We start from the raw sequence: 19,887 nt of genomic DNA, 5'->3' as shown, positions 1-19,887 counted from the left end.
GCTAAGCCGTCATTATGTGGCGCATACTAGCAATATGTGGAACATGTGCAAGCGATGGGGACGCTCTTCTTCTCGTTACTCGACGGAAGGCTCAGGAAGCGGTGCGCAAACCATAATCCGTGGCAATGCGCCGATACAGGTCCAGAAATGCATTCCCCTCAAACCGGCCACCAACGCCGAAATGCTTCGGCTCCGGCTTCACCGGCTTGGGCGCGCCGCCGCCGGGTGCCTCAGCGCTGTTCATGCCTTGCGAGATCAGGTTCGGGCGCGGGCCTTCGCCGGCCGATCGACCGTCTTTGTCGAAGATCGCCTCCTGATAGTGCACCGGCTCCCAGATGAACGTGCCCCAGCCTTGACCGTTCGGCAGATCATGGACGAGATCGTTGAGGTAGCGTTTGCGGCTCGAATATTCCGCCACCATCAGCCCGGTGCCGGGATAGCGGGTGCAGAAGTTGGTGAAGCTCGTCGCCCAATCCCCCTCCGCCGCCTGCTGGTAGCACGACAATGCCACCGCATCGAACGGTACATCATGCGCGCGCAAAGCATCCACCCAATCGCGCAGGATCAGCCAATGCCGGCCGAGATGATTGTGGACGACGATCTTCGTGGCGGGATCGGCGGCGCGGATGCCGGCGATCGCCGCCTTGAGCAGCGCGGCGAACCCGTCCATCCCGCCGACCTTGCCGGGGTCGAGGTGCGTCTTGTCGGTCACCGGGTTGCCGGTGGCGCGCGACAGCGGCACGCGGCCGTCCGGCCACAGCATCCCGAACGTGGTCTCGTTGCCGACGTAGACCATCGTTGGCCGCAGCCCCGCGCGCCGCACCGTGGCGAGTGTCGCGCGCGCATAATCATGCACCGCCTGCTGGAGCCCAGCGCCGTGCAGATCCTTCCACGCCAGCGCCTTGGGCTGGCCCTGCGGATCGGCCCAGTTATCCGCGAAGTTGAGCGACAGGGTAAATCCCATGCCGGCGCGCGTGATGCGCTTGCCGAGCGCGATCGCGTGGGCGAGGCTGGTCCACCCCGCCTTGGGAGCATCCGCCGAATAGCCGTCCGGCGCGGACGGATCGACGAACGCGCGCACCTTGATCTCGTTGAAACCGACCGAGGCGAGCAGCGCGAGCAGATCCCAGCGCTTGCCCCCGTACCAATATTCCGCCCCCGCCGCCTCGTCCTCGGGCAGCCACGACACGTCCGCGCCGAGCAGGAAGCGCTGGCCACCGGGCGCGGCCTGCGCGGGCAGCATCGGCACCACCCCCGCCGCCGCCAGCGCGAGCAGCGCCGCGCGCCGGTCAATCGTCATACGCTCGCCCCATTCGCGATCGCGCGGAAATCGCGCACGCCCTCGCGGTGGAACGCGGCCGCCCCAGCCGGCACCTTGAGGAACGACCCGTCAAAGCCGTCCACGTCGCGCAACCAGAAGCCCGCGCGCGCATCCGCCGCGCGGGTGCGCACCTCGACATGACTCATCTCGAGATTGCGGACATGCCGCACGAAGAAGCCGGTCGCGGGCAGCGGCCCGTAGCGATCCGGATCAGGATAGGTCATCTCCAGCTCGGGCGGGACGAGCGCCGCCATCGCCTTGTCGCCGCCGCCGGCTTGCTCAAAGAAGACGTTGCTGATCTTGACGTCCTCGATCGGGCGGCTGTCCAGCCCGGTGAGCAGCGCAGGATATGCCGACGCGTTCATGCAGGTGAGGTTGTCGATCAGCACCCGCCGGATCGCGCCGATCGCCGCGCCTTGCGGCCCGCGCATCCGCTTGTTGAGCACCATGTAGATCGGCGCGCTCTGACAATCGCGCATGGTGATGTTGCTGATCGCCACGTCCTCGATCATCGCGCCGTCGCAGGATTCGAGCGCCAAGCCCCAGCATTTCTCGAACACGCAGTTGCTGACGGTGATGTTCTTGAACCCGCCATTGCTCTCGGTGCCGCACTTGATCCGCCCGGTCAGCCAGGTGTCGCGCGATTTGACCAGCGGACGATACGTCGCGTCAAGGAACGAGCCGACCTCATACGCGCCCGTCACATGGCAGTTGCTGATCGCGACATTCTCGGTGGCGCGCGCATAGCCAAGCGCGAACGACGATTTCGGGCAGATTGCATCGTCATAGGGTGTGTTTAGCCGGCAGTTCGACACGAACACGTTGCGGCAGCAGTCGATGTCGAACCCGTCGCGATTGGTGTCGACGGTCAGCCCGTCGATGGTGAGGTTATCGACCCCGGTGGCGAGCAGAGCGAAATGCCCGCCCTGCAACACCGAGAAATCGCGCAACTGCACGTTGCGGCATTTTTTCAGCGCGATCGCCTTGTTGCCGACGCCGGGCATCTCCGCGCGTGCGACGCCGGGATCGGGATGGCCCCGGCTCAGCCCCTTGCCCCAGATCAGCCCCTCGCCGGTGATGGCGATGTCGTGCAGCCCCTCGCCGTAGATCAGGCTGTTGCGCCAGTGGTTGTGGCCGTAATCCTGGAACGGCTCGATCGCTAGGTCCTGCGGTTCGGCGGGATCGTAGCCGCCGGTGGTCGTGCCCTCGATCGGCACCGGCGCGGCGAGCAGAACCGCACCGCGATCCAGGTGGAGCGTGATGTTGCTCATCAGGTGGATCGTATAGCTGGCGTAGCTGCCGGGCGGGAAATACACCGTGCCACCGCCCCGCGCCGCCGCGAAGGCGATCGCGCGGTCGATCGCGGGGGAATCGATCGTCACCCCGTCGCCCCTGGCGCCATGATCGCGCACATCGACGAAGCCGAGCGCCGCAACGAGCGGCTTGCGCTTGGCGAAGGCGGGTAGAGCGGTGGCGGCGAGCAATCCGGCGCCCCCTCCCAACAGCAGACGACGATCGATCACGGCGGTCTCTCCTCTGTGGTTGTGGCGTCGGCCCTCGTTGCGGAGCCTTTTGCAATCCTGCCCCGCACGCGGCGGGGCAGGGGCAGTCGGTGTCAGATGTAGCTGCGCAGGAACTCGCCGAGCGCGCAGATCGCGAGGCTCTGACCATACGGCATCGAGGTGAGCGCGATGTCCTTGTAGAATTGCATCGTGCTGCCCATCGCGGTGCCGAAGCTGACCTGCTTCAACTCGCCGGCATCGTCGATGTTCGCCAGCACCGCGCGCACCGCCTTGATGCCGACCTGCTCGTATTCGCGCGGCAGATAGCCCTTTCGCACGCCCTTCAGGATACCATAAGCGAAGCCGGCCGTGGCGGACGCTTCGAGGTAGCTGGTCGGATCGACGATCAGCGTGTGCCACAGCCCGCTCTCGTCCTGATGCTTGGCGAGCGTCTTGACCTGCGCGTTCAGCGTATCGATCAGGAAGGTGCGGAACGCATCCCCCACCGGCAGATCGAGCATTTCGAGGATCTCGGGGATTGCGATCGTCACCCAGCAATTGCCGCGCGCCCACAGTGCGCCCGCGAAATTATGGCGCTCGGTGAAGTCCCAGCCGTGGAACCACAGCCCGGTCTTGGTGTCGTAGAGATACTTGATGTGGATGAGGAACTGGCGCTTGGCCTCCTCGATATAATGGTTGCGCCCCAACAACTGGCCGATCTTGGCGAGCGGCAACACCGACATCATCAGCGTGTCGTCCCACAGCTCGCCGGGGTTCTCGTCGTTGAAGACGATGTGCTGGAACCCGCCCTCCTCGGTCTTGGGCAGGCCGTCGTCGGCCATCAGCCACTCGGCCCAGGTGTCGAGATACGGCAGATAGCGCTGCTCACCGCTCTGTTCGTACAGATAGGCGAGCGTCAGGAACGGCGCCATCGTGTTGATGTTCTTGGTCGGCGTGCCGGCGGCGAAGCGATCCTCGAACCAGTTGACCATGACGTCATACGCTTCGAGATCGCCGGTCTGCTCGTAATAGCGCAGCAGGCCGAACAGGCCGACGCCGTGCGTCCACTCCCAGTCGTTCCAGCCCTTGGTGTCGATCACCCGGCCGTCTTCGAGGCGGAGCAGGAACTCGCCGGTCTCGTCGGTGATGTTGACGAGATTGTCGATCAGCTTGGCGATCTGACGGGTAACTTCGGTACGGGGGATGTCGTGCGTGAGCGCGGCCACTATCGGGTCTCCTGGGGATAAATCTTGAGGGTTATTTGAGGTCGGCGGGTGTCCGGGGTGCGGCGACAATCTTCACGGGCACGCCACCGCGCGCATTGTGCAGCGTCACCAGCTTGACCGCCTCCAGCGCATCACCGGCTGCGCCGTCCGACGTCACCGCCAGCGCGATACTGTTGCGGCCGTGGTGGTTGAGGATGCCCTCCGGGATAGGGAAGGTCCGCTGCGGGCCGATATGCGCGATGAACTGCCCCATGTTCCAGCCGTTGACGAAGATCAAGGCCCGATAGCGGGCCACCGAACGTGGCGCGCTCGCGTCGCCGAAGCTGACGCCGATCGTCGCGTCCTGCCCTTTGGGTACGGCAAGGTCGAAGCCGGTGCGATACCAGGTGGTGCCGGCGGTCACGCGCGCGGCGGGCACGGCGGCCTGGGCCCAGCGCGCATCGTCGAAGCCGGGCAGATACCAGCCGAGCCGTTCGCCGGCGAGGCCGCCATTGTTGGGCACGCCGCGCACCGGATCGGCGATATCCTCGCCACCGCGATTGCCCTGGATCTTCCACGCGATGGGCACGCCGAACGACCGCCCGCCCGGTGCCTCGATCGACGCGGAGATCAGCCCGCGCTGTTCCTTGTGGAAATCGTCCGCATCGAGATCCCAGTTATGCCCGTTCGATCGCACCATCACCGACAGCACATGCGCGCCGGTCTGCGCGGAGGCGGGCAGATCGAACCCGGCGGCGCCGAGCGTGATCGGGCGGGGCAGGCCGGTCGGGATCTCATGCTGGCCGAGGAACACGCCGTCGAGCCAGACCTGCATCATGCCCGCGCCGCCGCCGCCATAAGTGAACTTCACCGATCGCGCGTCTGCGCTGCCGGTAAAGCGCCCGCGATACCATACGTCGCCATCGTGGAAACCGTAGCTGTCCATGCTGAGATTGGGCTGGCCATCGGGCGCGGCGGTGGTCGAGGCGTTGGCGCGGCGGTCGATCGACTGCCAGCCGCTGTCGTCGTATTCGGGTGCCGCCTCGGGCGAGCCGGGTGCGCTTCGCCAGCCGGTCAGCGCCGGCAGCGCGATCGCGGCGGGGCTGGGCAGGGGCGTGGTCGCTTCTAGGCTGCCGGAGGCGGTGCGTGCGGTCGCCACGGCCGCCCCGTTCCACGTCACGCGCGCGAGCTTCGGCGCCCAGACTTCGAGCGGGCTGTCTTCTTCGGTATCACCGGTCAACGCCAGCGCGCCGCCGGTGGCGACCGCATGCCGCACCAGCGCCGGTCCGCGCACCAGCACCGGCCCGGCATTGCTGTCGGTGCGCCAGAACTGCACGCCCGCCCCCTCGTCGCCGAGCAGCAGCGTCAGCGCAGGACGCCCGCCGCCGCTGATCCGCACGCGGGCGAGGCCGCTGTGCGTGTAGCCGAGCTTGAGATCGCCCTTCGCCGCATCGAACGCGCTGGTCACCTGTCCAGACAGCACAGTGACGTTCGGCGCGGTCTTGTAACGCAGCACCGTCTCGCCCGGCTCACCGGCGCGGCCGTAGAGCAGCATGACATCGCCACCATCGACAGTTAGCGCGGTCTGCAATTCCGACGTCGAGTAGACCAGCCGCTGCCCGCCGAGGTTCACCCCTGCCACCAGCCACTTCGCGTCGAACCCGTTCAGTTGCATCGGGAAGGCATAATGCCCGTCCGGCAGATCGGCAGTTATCGTGAAGGCGTCTTTGCTCTGTCCGTTAGACGGCTTGTGCGTCACCAGCAGGAAGCGCGCATCGCTCTCGGGATTGCGGTTATGATAGACCTGTACCGCGCCGCCGCTCACCGCGACGGGCGCCGCCGGCACCATCCCGGCGAGATCGGGCACCACCGCGATCAGTTCGCCGAGTTGCTTCATCTCCGCCGCCTTGGGCCGCAGCACGCGTGCCTCGGAGATCGCCGCGCCGTAATCGTAGCTGGTGAACACCACTGGCGCGGGCAACCAGCCCCAGCTGGTGCCGCCATAGGTCATGTAGAAGCTCTGCATGCCGATGCCGTTGGCGAGATTGGTGCCGTAGAACACCCGCTGGAAACGCTTGCCGCGCTGCACCGCGTTGCATTCGTACCCGCCGTTCGATCCCCAGTAATCGAACCAGCCGCCGCCAAATTCGGCCAGATAGCCGGGCGTGTCTGGCGAGGCGGAGGCGCCGCCCTTCGCGCCGCCGGGACCGTAATAGCCCCAGTCCGGCGCGGCCGATCCGCGTGTCGGCTGCCCGCCGACGGTGCAGGTGCCGCCGGGATAGCCGTCGAACGCGTACAGGTCGTTGGGGCCGGTCACCACCTTGTCGACCGTGCTACTCTGCGGCGTCCAATAGCCGTTGCGGCCTTGGTCGTTGTGGAAGATCGGCACGCTGATGCCGTCCGCCCGCGCTCCGGCATAGAGGTGGTCCATGTAGCGGCGCTGCGACGCGCCCGTCACCGACAGTTCGTTCTCGATCTGGTGAAGGATGACAGTGCCCTTGTGGCCCTTGCCGTCGCCGTTGATCTGGTGGCGCGAGATGATCGCATCAATGCGGTGCAGCCACTCGTCGGCTGCGGCCATGTAGGTGGGATCGTCGGTGCGCGCCCGCGCCTTCTGGTTGACCAGCCAGCCGGGGAAGCCGCCGCGCGTCAGCTCGCCGTTCACATATGGCCCGGCGCGGGTGATGACGTACAGCCCTTCCTCCGCGGCCATGTCGAGCAGTCGGTCGATATCGCGGATCCCGCTGAAATCGTACACGCCCTGCTTGGGGCTGTGATACCCCCAGTCGAAGTACAGCGACACTGCGTTGAAGCCGCTCGCCTTCATCTTTTGCAACACGTCGCGCCACAGGTCGGGGCTGGGCAGGCGGAACGGGTGGAACTCGCCCGCCCAGATGATCGTGCGCTTGCCGTCGATCATCAGCGAGCGGCTGTCGTACGACACGCGCCCGAACGTCCTGACCGGCGCGTGCGCGTTGAACACCGGTCGGGCGATCTGCGCGGTGGCGATGCCGGGCAGAGCGCTTGCGGCGAGCAATGCGGCGGTTAGCATGTGACGCGTGTTCATGCGTGGTGAAAGATCAGCGGGAGCGGCCATTCCTTGGGCCGGTTATCGGGCTCGACCTCCATCAGCGGCGCCATATAGTCCCACCAGCGTTTCATCACCGGATGGTCGGGCAGCGCTTCGCGATCATGGTCCTCGGCCAGTTTCAGAACCGCGAACAGGCTCAGCGTCTGTTCGTCGAGGAAGATCGAGTAATCATAGATGCCGCTTGCCGTAAGCAGGGCGGAGAGTTCGGGCCAGATCGCATCGTGGCGCGCACGATATTCGTCGAGCACGCCCGGCTTGAGCTGCATCCTGAAGGCGTGAATCGACATTGCCCCTCCTTAGTCTCCCAATAAATGGGATTATATTCTATAATTTGTAGGTCAATGGTTCGGGCGCGTCAATGTGGATTGATGAAGCTTTTGTCACGAACTGGTGCCGAACGGGCTCAACTTCCCGCCGGGCGCTGTGCGCTACGCGCGAGGCTCGGCGCGATCATCAGCGCGTCGGGTAACGGCGGGTGTGCGAGATCGAGCGGTGCGGCGATGATGTGACCGGCGAGCGACGGAAGTTGACGTTTGATGTCCGTCGCCACCGCGTTCGCCAGCAGGAACGCGCCGTAATTGTCGTGATGCGTCTTGTCCGCACCACCATCGTTGAACGCGCGTGGCGACACCGCCGGACCGAGCGCTTCGTAAAGCATGCGGCTGTCGGCGTTGAGGTCGATCAGCGCCACGTGCTCTTCCGTCGCCACGCGCTTCATCGCGGCGACATACTCGGTCAGTGTCGAGGTGATCTTGCCGGCCGCATCGAAGTTGCGGCGATCGGGCGGCGTCACCAGGACAGGTTGCGCCCCGCGCCGCCGCGCCTCGGCGATATAGGCGCGCAGGTAAGCGGGGTAGGTCAGCTTCGGATCGGCATAGGTCTGCGGCCACTGCTGCTTCTGGTCGTTATGGCCGAACTGGATGAACAGGTAATCGCCTGCCTTCATCCGCGACAGCGCCTTGTCGAGCCGCAGTTCGGTGATGAACGACTTCAGCGTCTCTCCCGATTCCGCGTGATTGGCGACCGCGACGGACGTGTCGAACATGGCGGGTAGCATCTGCCCCCAGCTTGCCGCCGGCTCGAAGCGCTGATCGGTCACCGTCGAATCACCGACCAGGTAAACCGTCGGCACGTCGACGGGGGCGATTGAGATGCTCTGCACCTTGGGATTGCCGAGGAACTCAAGCGTCAGTTTCTCATCCCAATCATAGCTGCCATCCTCGCGCGTGTTGAGGCGGACGCCGGTGCCGCCCGGCGCGGTCGGCGGCGGTGGCGCGAGTTCCGGCCGGCGCACGTTGACGATGAAGCTGCGGGTCAGGATCTGGCCCGGTCGGGTAACGACGTTTCGCAGCATCAACCGCCGCGATTCCGCCTTGATCGTTGTCACTGAGGCGTGTCGCGGATCTCCAAGTGTCACGGTAACGCGGTAGTTGCCCTCCGCGACCGGCGCCGACCACAGGAAGCCGCCCGCATCGCCGCCTGGTTCGAACCCGGCGGTACCGGCTTCGTAAGCAGGGCCGCTGATTTTTCCATCGAGCGCGAAGCTGACCGGAGGGGTGACCCCCGATAGCACGAGCAGCACAGATGCGATTGCAGCAGGGAAGCCCATGGATTTCCTATCGTAGCCGTCAGCTTGTTTTCACGTTTTGAACGAGTCCGCCATATTGTAGGAACACGACCTCGCAAAGTGCCAGCGCTACGTCTGCGGTCCTGGCAACAGCAGTTGGTGCTCGATTGACATATTCCGCTCGGCACCTGCGCTACCTTAGGTCCCGAAGTCCTTGGCTAGGCAGTGGTCAAGCAGTGGCGGCAGTCGGGCTGGGCTGAGCACGAATCGAGCCGATCCGGCACAATTTTTCCGAGAGGCTGCCATACGTGACTATTTTGTCACGTTTAGTACCACTTTGTGGTACTTGGTTGCAAAACATGATTGATCGGGATGGTTGGCTCGGCATAGTGGCGCCTGCCATCACGAGACGTGAATGGCACGCCGGCGAAAACGCCGGGATTACATGGGGAGGATCTGCAAGTGTCCAAGCAAGTCACGTCGTCTGCCGTCTATTGCGCTGCCGTCTCCGGTTTCGCGTTGATGATCGCGCTTGCCAATCCGGCTGTCGCGCAGACCGGCCCGGCGCAGGTGCCTGCCGAACCTGCTCCGCCGACAGCGGACGGCGCACCGCCAGCATCCGATACCGCGACCCCGGACATCATCGTCACTGGCTTCCGCGCCTCGCTTAACGCCGCGCTCAACGAGAAGCGCACCGAGACGGCTGCGATCGACAGCATCGTCGCCGAGGACATCGGCAAGTTCCCCGACACCAACCTCGCCGAGTCCATGCAGCGTATCCCCGGCATCGCGCTGGCGCGCGGCGACGGCGGCGAGGGCAAGAACATCTCGGTGCGCGGCCTTGGCGCCGGCTTCACCCGCATCCGCATTAACGGCATGGAAGGCACGTCGCAGACCGGATCGTCGGACATCTACGGCGGCGGCGCGGTGGGGCGCAGCTTCGACTTCAACGTGTTCCCCTCGGAAATCTTCTCGCAGCTTGCCGTGCGCAAGACTCCTTCGGCGGATGTCGAGGAAGGCTCGCTCGGCGCGACTGTCGACCTCAAGGCGCCCAAGCCGTTCGACAGTAAGCAGGATTTCGTGTTCACCGCCACCGGCAAGGGCGTCTACAACACGCTCTCCAAGCAGGTGAACCCGCGCTTTTCGGGGCTGATCTCCAAGAAGTTCGGCGATTCCGGCTTCGGCATCCTCGCTTCGGGTGCCTATCAGCAGCGTGACATCCGCGAAGTCGGATATTCGGCGGTCGATCTACTGCCCTCGACGGTTAACGGCGGCTTCTGTTCGCCGATCGGCGTGACGCCGCAGAACCCAGTGACCAGCGTGGCTAAGGGCACCGACGCGGCGAACTGCTCGACCGGCAATCCGCGCAGCGGCAGCGTCGCGGCGTACAACACGATCCGGTCTCTTACCAAGAATGGTGGCGCACCCGGCAGCGGCGCGTTCTTCCCGCGCATCCCGCGGTATCTCAACTCGCAGCAGGACCAGAAGCGCATCGGCGGCACGGTCTCATTACAGTTCAAGCCGGACGAAGACACCGACATCTCGCTCGATCTGCTGTATTCGCGTTTCGACGTGAAGCGCACCGACAGCTATATCGAGGCGGTGTCGTTCGGTCGCTCGGCCTCGAACAACGGCCAGCCGATGACCTCGGTGACGGACGTGCAGTTCGATAAGAACGGCTCGATCGTATACGGCGCGTTCAAGGGTGTCGATGTCCGCGCGGAGAGCCTGTACGATCACTTCGTCTCGACCTTCAAACAGGCCAACCTCAACTTCTATCACCGCTTCACTGAGCACCTCGAGATTTCAGGTTTGTTCGGCATGAACGAGTCGCTGCTCGATGGTAAGGAGCGGCTGCAAACTTATATGGATGCGATCGACCAGCCGTTCACGCTGGATTACCGCAATGGCGGCAGCACCCCGCTGCTCGGCTTCGGTTTCGACGTCTCCAACCCAAACAACTTCAACTATGCGCCGGGTCGGAGCGATGGCACCGTGCTGGGCGGGTTCAGCTTCCAGGCGCGTCCGGCCAAGAACCGCACCACCGGCCTGACCGGCGAACTGAACGGCATCTGGACGTTCTCGCCGGTCGTGAAGCTGAAGTTCGGCGGCCAGTACCGGTCGAGCAACTATCTCGCCAGTTCGCTGGCGCCATACACCGCTGACCTCGCGGTGAAGGCGCTGCCGGCCGGCACGTCGCTCGCCAGCATCACCACGCAGGTGAGCGGCGTCAACAACCTGTGGGGCAATGGCGCGCCTGCAAGCTGGGCGGTGATCGACCACACCAAGTGGGAACAGGCGTTCAACTTCGCCGGCGTGCGCTACTGCGACTACCGCTGCGGCGGGGTGCGCTCCCGCGTGTTCGAAAAGGAGTCGAGCGCCTACGCGATGACCGAGTTCAACCTCGGCGACGTGATCGGCTGGGGCATCCGCGGCGACGCCGGCGTGCGCTACATCAAGACCGAGATGCATTCGTCCGGCTATATCAACGTCGCCAATGCGGCGTCGCCGACCGGCGTGATCGGCCAGTTCGCCTCCGCGCAGAAGGATTATCAGGACTGGCTGCCCTCCGCCAATCTGGTGATCGAGCCGATCCACAACGTGCTGTTGCGCCTGTCGGGGTCAAAGGTGCTGGCGCGGCCGGAACTCGGCGTGCTCACGCCGACCAGCGGCGTCAACGGCGTGACGCGCACCGGCACGATCAACAACCCGCAGTTGAACCCGATCCGCGCCAAGACCTTCGACGCCGGCCTCGAATGGTATTACAAGCCGGGTGGCCTGCTGTCGGCGGCGTTCTTCTACAAGGACATCGGCAGCTTCGTGCAGAACGTGACGTCGCTGGTGCCGTTCACGCAGCTTGGCCTGCCGGTCGCGTTGCTCAACAACACCAACACCTCACCCAACGAACTGTTCACGGTGACGCAGCCGTTCAACACGCCGGGCGGCAAGCTGAAGGGTGTCGAGATCAACGCGCAGGTGCCGCTCACCTTCCTGCCGGGCTTCCTGCACAACCTCGGCGTGCTGGGGAACTACACGCACGTCACCTCGAACATCAATTACATCCTGGCGAGCGTGAACGGCGTGCCGACCGTCACCACCACCGCCGATCTGGTCGGCCTGTCGCGCAATACCGCGTCCGGCACGATCTATTACGAGGACAGCAAGTTCAGCATCCGCAGCACGGCCAACTGGCGTGACCGCTTCATCCGTGGCATCCCGGCCTCGACCGGCAGCGATCTGCAAGGCAACGCGCCGACGCTCTATGTCGACGCCTCCGCTTCGTACAACCTCAACGACCATATCAAGGTAATCGTCGAGGGGCAGAACCTCACCAACGAACAGAACAACCTGTATACCGACAGCGTGCGGCAGGACACGCTGTTCCAGACCAACATCGGCCGCACGATCAGCTTTGGCGCATCGTACCGCTTCTGATCGACCGTGCTCTGTCGGCGTCGAGGGCACCGCCTGCGCGGTGGCCTCGACAGCCGGTTCCGGTATGGTCATAGCGGGGCATGGCGAGGAAACGGACGTGACGGACAGGTCGAGCGGGGGCGCATCGGGCGCGTCCGGCAGGCAGCCGGTCACGCGTATCCACACCACCATCGCCCGCGATCTCGGCGTGGCGATCGTCAGCGGTCAGCATCAGCCGGGTGATATCCTGCCCGGTGAGGTCGAGTTCAGCGCGCAGCTCAAGGTATCGCGCAGCGCCTACCGCGAGGCGGTGCGAATCCTCGCCGCCAAGGGGCTGGTCGAAAGCCGCACCAAGACCGGAACGCGCGTCAGCGAACGGTCGCGCTGGAACATGCTCGATCCCGAAGTACTCGCCTGGGCGTTCGTCAACGAGCCGCCTGAGGCATTCGTGCGCAGCCTGTTCGAACTGCGGCTCATTATCGAGCCGGCGGCGGCGGCACTGGCGGCGACGCGTCGCAGCGCGGCGCAGCTCGCAAAGCTTGGTCATGCGCTGGAAGAAATGGGGCGGCACGGCCTTTCCACGCCAGCGGGGCGCCAGGCCGATCACGACTTTCACAACCTGATCCTGCTCGCGGCGGACAACGAACCGCTCGCCGCCCTGTCGAGTACGATCACGGCGGCGGTGCGGTGGACCACCGTGTTCAAGTATCGCAAGAACGCGATTCCGCGGAGTCCGATTGACGATCATGGCGCGGTGTTCGAAGCGATCGCGCTAGGGGACGCTGCACAAGCGCGTGAGACGATGACGGCACTGGTGTCGCTCGCGCTGGACGATACGCGAACCGTCCTGGGTGCGTGACCGCGCTGCTTGAAAACCAGGGTTACACATATTACTCAGACAAAAGAGGTGCGAAATGCGGGCGATCAAGGTCAAGAACGAGGATGACGTCGCGGTCGCGATGGAGCCGCTCGCGGCGGGCGAGGTGATCCACGTGCATGGCGCCGACGTGGTGCTGACCGATGCAATTCCGGCCGGCCATAAGTTCGCCGTGACACCGGTGGCAGCTGGGCAGCCGGTGCTGCGCTACGGCTTCCCGATCGGTACCGCGCGATCCGACATTGCGCCCGGCATGCATGTTCACACGCACAACGTTGCCACCGCGCTCGCCACCAACGGCAGCTATCGCTACGATCCGGCACCGCCTGCGCCGGTGCAGGCGCCGAGCACGGCGACCTTCCGGGGATATGTCCGCGCCGACGGATCGGTCGGTACACGAAACGAGATCTGGATCATTCCCTCGGTCGGCTGCGTCGGTCGCACCGCCGAACGGCTCGCCGCGCGCACGAACGAGGGACTGCCCGCCGGGGTGGATGCGGTGGTCGCTTTCCCGCATCCGTTCGGCTGTTCGCAGCTTGGCGACGATCTTGCCGGCACCACGCGCATCCTCAGCGCGCTGGCGTCGCACCCCAATGCCGGTGGTGTGCTGCTGGTCGGACTTGGGTGCGAATCCAACCAGTTGACCGGTATGCTCGATCTGATCCCAGCGGAGCGGCGGGAGCGGGTTCGTGTGATCGGCGCACAGGCTTCGGCGGACGAGATGGCGGAGGGGCAGGCGGCGATCGCCGAACTGGTCGCGCTGGCCGCGCAGGATGTGCGCACGGAGGTGCCGCTTTCCCGGCTGACGCTGGGGGTGAAGTGCGGCGGCTCGGATGGCTTGAGCGGTCTTACCGCCAACCCGGTGATCGGCCGCATCGCCGACCGGGTGGGCGATGCGGGCGGCCGCGTCATCCTCACCGAAATCCCGGAGATCTTCGGCGCTGAACAGATGCTGATGGACCGCTGCACCAGCCGCGATACGTTCGATGCGCTGGTCGATCTGGTCAATGATTTCAAAGCCTATTTCGTCCGCAACGGTGAGCCGGTGTCGGAGAATCCCAGCCCCGGCAACATCCGTGGCGGCATCACCACGCTGGAGGAGAAGTCGCTCGGCGCGGTGCAAAAGGGCGGGCACGTTCCTGTCACTGACGTGCTGCCCTATGCTGGGCGAGCCCGCCGTGCGGGCCTGACCCTGCTGGAGGCACCCGGCAACGATGCCGTATCGACCACCGCGCTTGCCGCCGCCGGTGCGACGCTGACATTGTTCTCCACTGGGCGCGGCACCCCGCTCGGCAGCCCGGTGCCGATTGTAAAGATCGCCTCCAATGCCGCGCTCGCCGCCGCCAAACCCGGCTGGATCGACTTCGATGCGGGCGCGGTGCTCGACGACGGGCTTGACGTCGCCGCAGATCGCTTGCTCGATCGGATCGTCGCGATCGCCTCCGGAGAACCGACCCGCAACGAACGGAACGAGGAACGCGGGCTGGCTATCTGGAAACGGGGCGTTACGCTGTGACGCGCGCCTGACGCTGGTGAAACGGCTATACAGCGGCGGAAAACGACAGTATCTGGCAGACAGCCCATATATTGGAAATCACTGATGAATCGGCAGATCGAGGCGAACAGCTTTCGACACAGAACCGACCAGACACGTGGAAGGGAGATGGATGAGCAGTTCGGCCGATGAAGCATTGACACCGGTTTCCGGCAATGGTGCTGCCGCAATGGCGCCCCCCTCCGGCCGCTACCGCTGGGTAATCTGTAGCCTGTTGTTCGCCGTCACCGCGATCAACTATGTCGATCGCCAGATGATCGGCGTGCTGAAGCCGGTGCTCGCCAACGATCTCCACTGGACCGAGATCGACTATGCCAACGTCGTGTTCTGGTTCCAGTGCGCCTATGCGATCGGCTATATCGGGTTCGGGCGCTTCGTTGACGTGGTCGGCGCGCGCATCGGCTATACCGTTGCCTTCACGATCTGGACGCTGGCGCACATCGCGCACGGCGCGGTCAACACCATCACGCAATTCGCGATTGCGCGGTTCGCGCTCGGCATCGGCGAATCCGGCAGCTTCCCGGTCGCGATCCGCGCCGTCACCGAATGGTTTCCCGCGCGCGAACGTGCGCTGGCGATCGGCGTGTTCAACGCCGGCTCCAACGTCGGCGCGATCGTCACGCCGCTGTTGGTGCCGTGGCTGGTGGCGATCTACGGCGGCAACTGGCGCCCGGCGTTCGTCATCACCGGCGTGGTCAGCTTCGTATGGCTGATCGCCTGGGTCATCATGTACCGCTCGCCCGCCAAGCACAGCCGCGTCACGCCGGACGAATTGGCGTGGATCGAGCAGGACCCGGCCGACCCGACCACCCCTATGCGCTGGCGCGACATCATGCGCTTCCGTGAGACTTGGGCGTTTGCGATCGGCAAGTTCTGCATCGATCCGGTGTGGTGGTTCTATCTGTTCTGGCTGCCGGGCTATCTCGGCGACCGCTATCATCTCGATCTCAAATCGTTCGGGCCGCCGCTAGTGGTGGTGTATCTGCTGTCGGATGTCGGCTCGATCGCGGGTGGCTGGCTGTCGGGACGGTTGATGAAGGCGGGGTGGAGCGTCAACGCCGCGCGAAAGACGACGATGCTGATCTGTGCGTTCGCGATCCTGCCGATCTTCGCGGTGCAGTCGGTCGACAACCTGTGGGTGGCGGTCGGCATCATCGGGCTGGCGACGGCGGGGCATCAGGCATTCTCGGCCAACCTCTACACGCTGCCCTCGGATCTGTTCCCGCGCTCGGCGGTCGGGTCGGTGATCGGCATCGGTGGGGCACTCGGCGGGGTCGGGGGTATGATCTTCTCGCTGTACATCGGGCAGGTGCTCGACAAGCTCGGCAGCTACGCGCCGATCTTCCTGGTCGCCGCCGCCGCGTACTTCGTCGCGCTGCTGGTGGTGCAGGTCCTCTCGCCACGCCTCGCGCGGGTGACGATCCCCGCCTGACACCATCTTTGAAGGGGTGCTCATGTTCGCTCGCACGCTTCGCATCGCCATCCTCGCCTCGGCCTGCTGGGCCGGTGCGGCGATGGCGCAGGACAGTCCTGACGACGGTTTGCTGTTCTCGCTGTCGGGCGAACACGGCACCACCGCCGAGACCGGGCATGGCGGCACCGCGCCGCTGATCGTCAGCAAGGTCGGCACCACGCCCGACGGGCGCGTCGGCAAAGCGCTGCGGCCGGCGTCGGGCTTCGCGCTGGCGTGGCCGGCGCCCGGCAACATGTATGCCCAGCACGGCACGCTGTCGTTCTTCTTCCGCGCCGGCACGCCGGTCGGCACCACCCCGTTCCCGATCTTCCGCGCGGGCAGCGCGGACGGGACGAGCTGGGACATGACGTTCTTGCGTATCGACTGGAACGGCCACGGCTTCGACGCCTTCGTCACCGACACCGGCCTAGCGCGCACCCGCGTGTCGTTCCGGGTCGCCACGCCACCCGCGCCGGATGCGTGGACGCACATCGCCTTCGCGTGGGACGAGCAGGGCGGCGTTCGGCTGTGGATCGACGGCAAGCCGGTCGCGCGGAACGAGCGCAAGGCGGTGTATGACGCCGGGCTGTTCGGCTTCGGCCCGTTCCAGCGCGTCATCGCCCCCTATCAGGTGCAGAGCGCGTACAATTATTTGCGCACCGGTGATATCGACGAGGTGCGTGTCTACGACCATGCGCTCGACGACGCCGCCGTCGCGACGCTCGCCCAAGCCGAGACGCCCGCCGCCGCCGCGCCGCCGTGCGCGCTCGCCGATGCGGCGGTGCGCGCCGACTGGGCACAGCGCTACGGCTGGAACCAGCGCAGTGCGCCGCTTTACCTCGCTAATCCGGTCACCGCGATCCGCAAGGTCGAGTTCACCGATACCCGCGACGAGAAGGAAAAGATGTTCCGCGGCGCCGACGGCATCCGAGAGACAACGTGGCCCGGCGTCTACAACCGCTCGCGTCTGCTCGGCCGGCATGATTATTTCGAGCTGCCCGACTGGAACGTCTACGCGACTGGCGGCCAGCATTACACGCTCACCCTGCCTGACGAGGCGTGGAACCGCGTCGAGATCAACGGCCCCGCCTATGGCACACTGGCGCGCGAGAGCGGCGACGGCGCCGCCACCGTGCTGACCCGCGCCGCCGGGCTGGAGCGCACCTCCACCCAGCTTGGCGGCGACCGTCACGGTGGCGTGATCCGCTTCGACAATATCGCGCAGGAGACCCCGATCGAGGAGATCGGCGTCTACCACGTCGCACCCGGCCAAGTGCCCGCCGGCCTCGCTAGCTTCGACTATGTGGTCGACCCGACCGCCGACCCATCGGCTTACCCGCCGCTCGACGATGTGCGCGCGCATATCGCCGGCCGCTTCGTCGCGGACGAGCGCCGCATCGCCGTCGCTTTGCCTGCCGGTGCGCCGCGGCGGCCTGTCGTTGCCAGCGCTAGCGACGGGATGCCGATCGTTCACATCCTCGTCCCCTGCGATTTCCGCGATACCAGCCGGATCGGGCAGGGCGGGCGGTTCTCCTACGGTGCGGTCAATCTCGGCGGTGGCCTTGACGGCGTGGCGATCGACTTGCCCGCGCTGAAGGTGACGGCGGGGGCGGACGGCCTCGTGCCGCTCAACATCCGCGTCAAGGACCCGACGTGGGACGACCGCGACCTGCTCGACATCAACGTCGCGGTGAAGCCGGGCGAGGCGCGCACGCTGTGGCTCGACACGCGCGACCGTATCCTGCCCGAAAGCGCCAGCCTGCACATCGTCATCGCCTCGGCCGCGCCCGATTTCGATGCCGCAGCACTCGCCGGCACACACGTCCGCCTCGTCTACAAACCGGCCGCCGCCGCTAAGGCCGAACACGTCGCCGACCGGCTCGAGCAGTCGCGCGACAACCTCGCCTTCCTGGTCGAGGAACAGCCCAACACCGACACCTATCCGATCTTCACCCGCTACGCGCGCGACATCGGCGACGTGCTGCGCGTCGATCCCGACAACGCGGTGGCGCGCGCCTATTGGGTCGAGAAGAACCCCGATCAGCCCTACGCCCCGCTCGCGCTGGAGCCAGCTCCCGCCGGCGTGCCTTTATGGGCGTTCCGCCAGACCGAGGACCTAAAGCTCTACCGCAAGTTCGTCGACTGGTGGATCGACCACCGCCAGATCGCCGACGGCGAGTTCGGCGGCGGGCTGTCCGACGATACCGATCTCGTCAACCAATGGGTGCCGCTCGCGCTGATGGGGGTCGAGCCGGAGCGGCTCGCCGCCTCGCAGCGCCGCGTGCTCGACGCGACGTTCGAGAATGGCATGTGGTCGAATGGGTTGAGCCGCATACGCGCCGATGAGCTCCACAGCTACGAGGACGGCATCAACACCGTCGCGCAGGCGATGCAACTCGACTGGGGCGACCCCAGCGCGATCGAGCGCGGCATGGCGGTGGCGCGCAACTATCAGCGGCTGACCGAGGTCAATCCCGCCGGGCACCGCCATTTCGTCACCTCCTATTACAGCGGCACCGACGTTGTCCGTGAAGGCGTGTGGGGGTGGCAGAAGCCGTACAGCCTGCTGGTGCTGCACCCGGGGCTGCTGCTGGTCAATTACAACGGCGCACCGGCGGTGAAGGACACCGTGCTCGGCGTGCTCGACGGCTGGCTCGCGCATGGCAAGCAGGACGACAAGGGTGGCTGGCGCTTCCCCGCCGAGATCGAATGGAAGACCGACGCCGCCACCGGCACTGGCGTGGCGAGCGCCGCGAATGCGTTCTGGGCAGCATGGGACTGGACCGGGGACACGCGTTATCTGCGGCCGATGGCCAGCGACATGGCGAGACATGACCTCAGTGGGGTGTCGGCGCTCAACGCCGATCTGATGGCGCGCACGCCGGGTGGCGCGTCGCTCGCCGCCACGGTCGCGGCGGGCAAGATCACCGGCGCGGGCGGCGAGATCGACCGCAATCTCGGCGGATCGACCGACAAGGATTTCGCGCGCTTCGTGACATGGCAGCAGCGCGGCGACACCGGCATCCTCGCCGATCTGTATGGCGCGGAAATCCTTGCCGATCGCCACCGTATGCCGGTCCTAACCGACGCGCATCTGTGGTCGGACCGCGTGGCGGTGCCGAGCGAGATCCTGCAACGCACCCGGCTTGGCGGGGTCGCGCATCGCCGCAATGCTTATTACCCGGGCAATCTGGTGCGCTGGCGCTTCGATGGCGCGGTGTCGGCGGAGCAGGTCGGTATCCTCATCCCCAACGGCGATCCGGAACGCTTCACCGTCACCACCTTCAACATGGCGGCGACCCCGGCGAGTGCGACGATGACCGGCGACCAGCTCGCCGCCGGCACCTGGCGGCTGACCGAGCGCGACGGCGATGCCGCACCGGTGGTGCGGGAGGTGACGCTCGAACACGGTCACGGTGTGGCGCTCACGCTGCCGTCGCGCCAGACCGCGACCTATGCGTTCGAACGGATCCGCGCCGGCGACGAACCCGCGACCCGCCCCGACATCGGCCTGTCGGTGGACGATCTCGCACTCGCGCGCGGCAAGCTTTCGGTCACGGTGCACAGCCTCGGCGCGAAGCCGACGCCGCCCGGCACCGCCACGCTTGTCGACGCAACCGGCCGCACGATCGGCAGCGCGCGCTTCGCCGGCCTCGCCGCGCCGCTCGACCTCCTCCCCAAGACCGCGACCGTCGCGCTGCCGCTGCCACGCGGCGTCGCGGCAAACGGCCTGCGCGTGACGCTCACGCTCGACGGTACTCCGCCGGAGACCAGCGCCGCCAACAACACCGCCGTCGTCGGCAGCCACATCGCCGACGCACCCGGCCTGCCGCCGCGTCAGGCGCTGAACGGCACCACCCTTTCCGCACCGCGTCCGTCCCACTAAGGATGGCGCATTCCCG

11 protein-coding genes are annotated in these 19,887 nt (G+C 66.0%); 5 read left to right on the top strand and 6 right to left on the bottom strand.

All coding sequences use genetic code 11. The features are described from left to right. Positions 1-91 precede the first annotated feature (91 nt). The 6 genes from OXR00_RS13365 to OXR00_RS13340 all read right to left on the bottom strand — a co-directional run bounded on the left by OXR00_RS13365 (position 92) and on the right by OXR00_RS13340 (position 8,728). Positions 92-1,300: a glycosyl hydrolase 53 family protein gene (locus OXR00_RS13365; RefSeq protein WP_267388751.1), complete on the bottom strand. Its 1,209-nt coding sequence runs from the start codon at positions 1,298-1,300 to the stop codon at positions 92-94. After that, positions 1,297-2,844, bottom strand: a complete 1,548-nt coding sequence (locus OXR00_RS13360) for a glycoside hydrolase family 28 protein (RefSeq protein WP_267388750.1) — start codon at positions 2,842-2,844, stop codon at positions 1,297-1,299. The genes OXR00_RS13365 and OXR00_RS13360 overlap by 4 nt, the downstream gene beginning before the upstream one ends. Positions 2,845-2,936: 92 nt before the next feature. Then, a complete protein-coding gene (locus OXR00_RS13355) occupies positions 2,937-4,049 on the bottom strand; it encodes a glycoside hydrolase family 88 protein (protein ID WP_267388749.1) in 1,113 nt (370 codons plus the stop codon). Positions 4,050-4,080: 31 nt separating this feature from the next. Then, positions 4,081-7,080 carry a beta-galactosidase gene (locus tag OXR00_RS13350; protein WP_267388748.1) on the bottom strand — a complete coding sequence of 1,000 codons (3,000 nt, stop codon included), beginning with the start codon at positions 7,078-7,080 and terminating at the stop codon, positions 4,081-4,083. Positions 7,081-7,091: 11 nt separating this feature from the next. Further along, entirely contained in the window at positions 7,092-7,406 is a 315-nt protein-coding gene (locus OXR00_RS13345) for an L-rhamnose mutarotase (protein WP_267388747.1), read from the bottom strand. 116 nt (positions 7,407-7,522) lie between these two features. Next, complete coding sequence (locus tag OXR00_RS13340) at positions 7,523-8,728, bottom strand: rhamnogalacturonan acetylesterase (RefSeq protein ID WP_267388746.1); 1,206 nt, start codon at positions 8,726-8,728, stop codon at positions 7,523-7,525. A gap of 420 nt (positions 8,729-9,148) precedes the next feature. Between OXR00_RS13340 and OXR00_RS13335 the strand changes: the two genes are divergently transcribed. The 5 genes from OXR00_RS13335 to OXR00_RS13315 all read left to right on the top strand — a co-directional run bounded on the left by OXR00_RS13335 (position 9,149) and on the right by OXR00_RS13315 (position 19,871). After that, on the top strand, positions 9,149-12,121 hold the full coding sequence (locus OXR00_RS13335) for a TonB-dependent receptor (protein WP_267388745.1): 2,973 nt from the start codon (positions 9,149-9,151) through the stop codon (positions 12,119-12,121). Between the two features lie 97 nt (positions 12,122-12,218). Further along, entirely contained in the window at positions 12,219-12,959 is a 741-nt protein-coding gene (locus OXR00_RS13330) for a FadR/GntR family transcriptional regulator (RefSeq protein WP_267388743.1), read from the top strand. A gap of 55 nt (positions 12,960-13,014) precedes the next feature. Next, positions 13,015-14,493 carry an altronate dehydratase family protein gene (locus OXR00_RS13325; protein WP_267388741.1) on the top strand — a complete coding sequence of 493 codons (1,479 nt, stop codon included), beginning with the start codon at positions 13,015-13,017 and terminating at the stop codon, positions 14,491-14,493. A gap of 208 nt (positions 14,494-14,701) precedes the next feature. After that, positions 14,702-15,964 carry an MFS transporter gene (locus OXR00_RS13320; RefSeq protein WP_267388805.1) on the top strand — a complete coding sequence of 421 codons (1,263 nt, stop codon included), beginning with the start codon at positions 14,702-14,704 and terminating at the stop codon, positions 15,962-15,964. Between the two features lie 22 nt (positions 15,965-15,986). Then, the gene (locus tag OXR00_RS13315; RefSeq protein ID WP_267388739.1) at positions 15,987-19,871 is read left to right on the top strand and encodes a LamG-like jellyroll fold domain-containing protein; all 3,885 of its coding nucleotides are present in this window, start codon (positions 15,987-15,989) and stop codon (positions 19,869-19,871) included. Positions 19,872-19,887 lie beyond the last annotated feature (16 nt).

It is taken from the genome of Sphingomonas sp. GC_Shp_3, assembly GCF_026540945.1.
In the GTDB taxonomy this organism is placed as follows: domain Bacteria; phylum Pseudomonadota; class Alphaproteobacteria; order Sphingomonadales; family Sphingomonadaceae; genus Sphingomonas.
Note: the sequence above shows the minus strand (reverse complement) of the source record. Positions and strands in the feature narration are given on the sequence as shown.

Excerpts from the sequence above, each read along its gene's own strand:
- OXR00_RS13365 (WP_267388751.1), bottom strand. The coding sequence starts at position 1,300 with ATGACGATTGACCGGCGCGCGGCGCTGCTCGCGCTGGCGGCGGCGGGG.
- OXR00_RS13350 (WP_267388748.1), bottom strand. The coding sequence starts at position 7,080 with ATGCTAACCGCCGCATTGCTCGCCGCAAGCGCTCTGCCCGGCATCGCC.
- OXR00_RS13345 (WP_267388747.1), bottom strand. The coding sequence starts at position 7,406 with ATGTCGATTCACGCCTTCAGGATGCAGCTCAAGCCGGGCGTGCTCGAC.
- OXR00_RS13340 (WP_267388746.1), bottom strand. The coding sequence starts at position 8,728 with ATGGGCTTCCCTGCTGCAATCGCATCTGTGCTGCTCGTGCTATCGGGG.
- OXR00_RS13325 (WP_267388741.1), top strand. The coding sequence starts at position 13,015 with ATGCGGGCGATCAAGGTCAAGAACGAGGATGACGTCGCGGTCGCGATG.
- OXR00_RS13320 (WP_267388805.1), top strand. The coding sequence starts at position 14,702 with ATGGCGCCCCCCTCCGGCCGCTACCGCTGGGTAATCTGTAGCCTGTTG.
- OXR00_RS13315 (WP_267388739.1), top strand. The coding sequence starts at position 15,987 with ATGTTCGCTCGCACGCTTCGCATCGCCATCCTCGCCTCGGCCTGCTGG.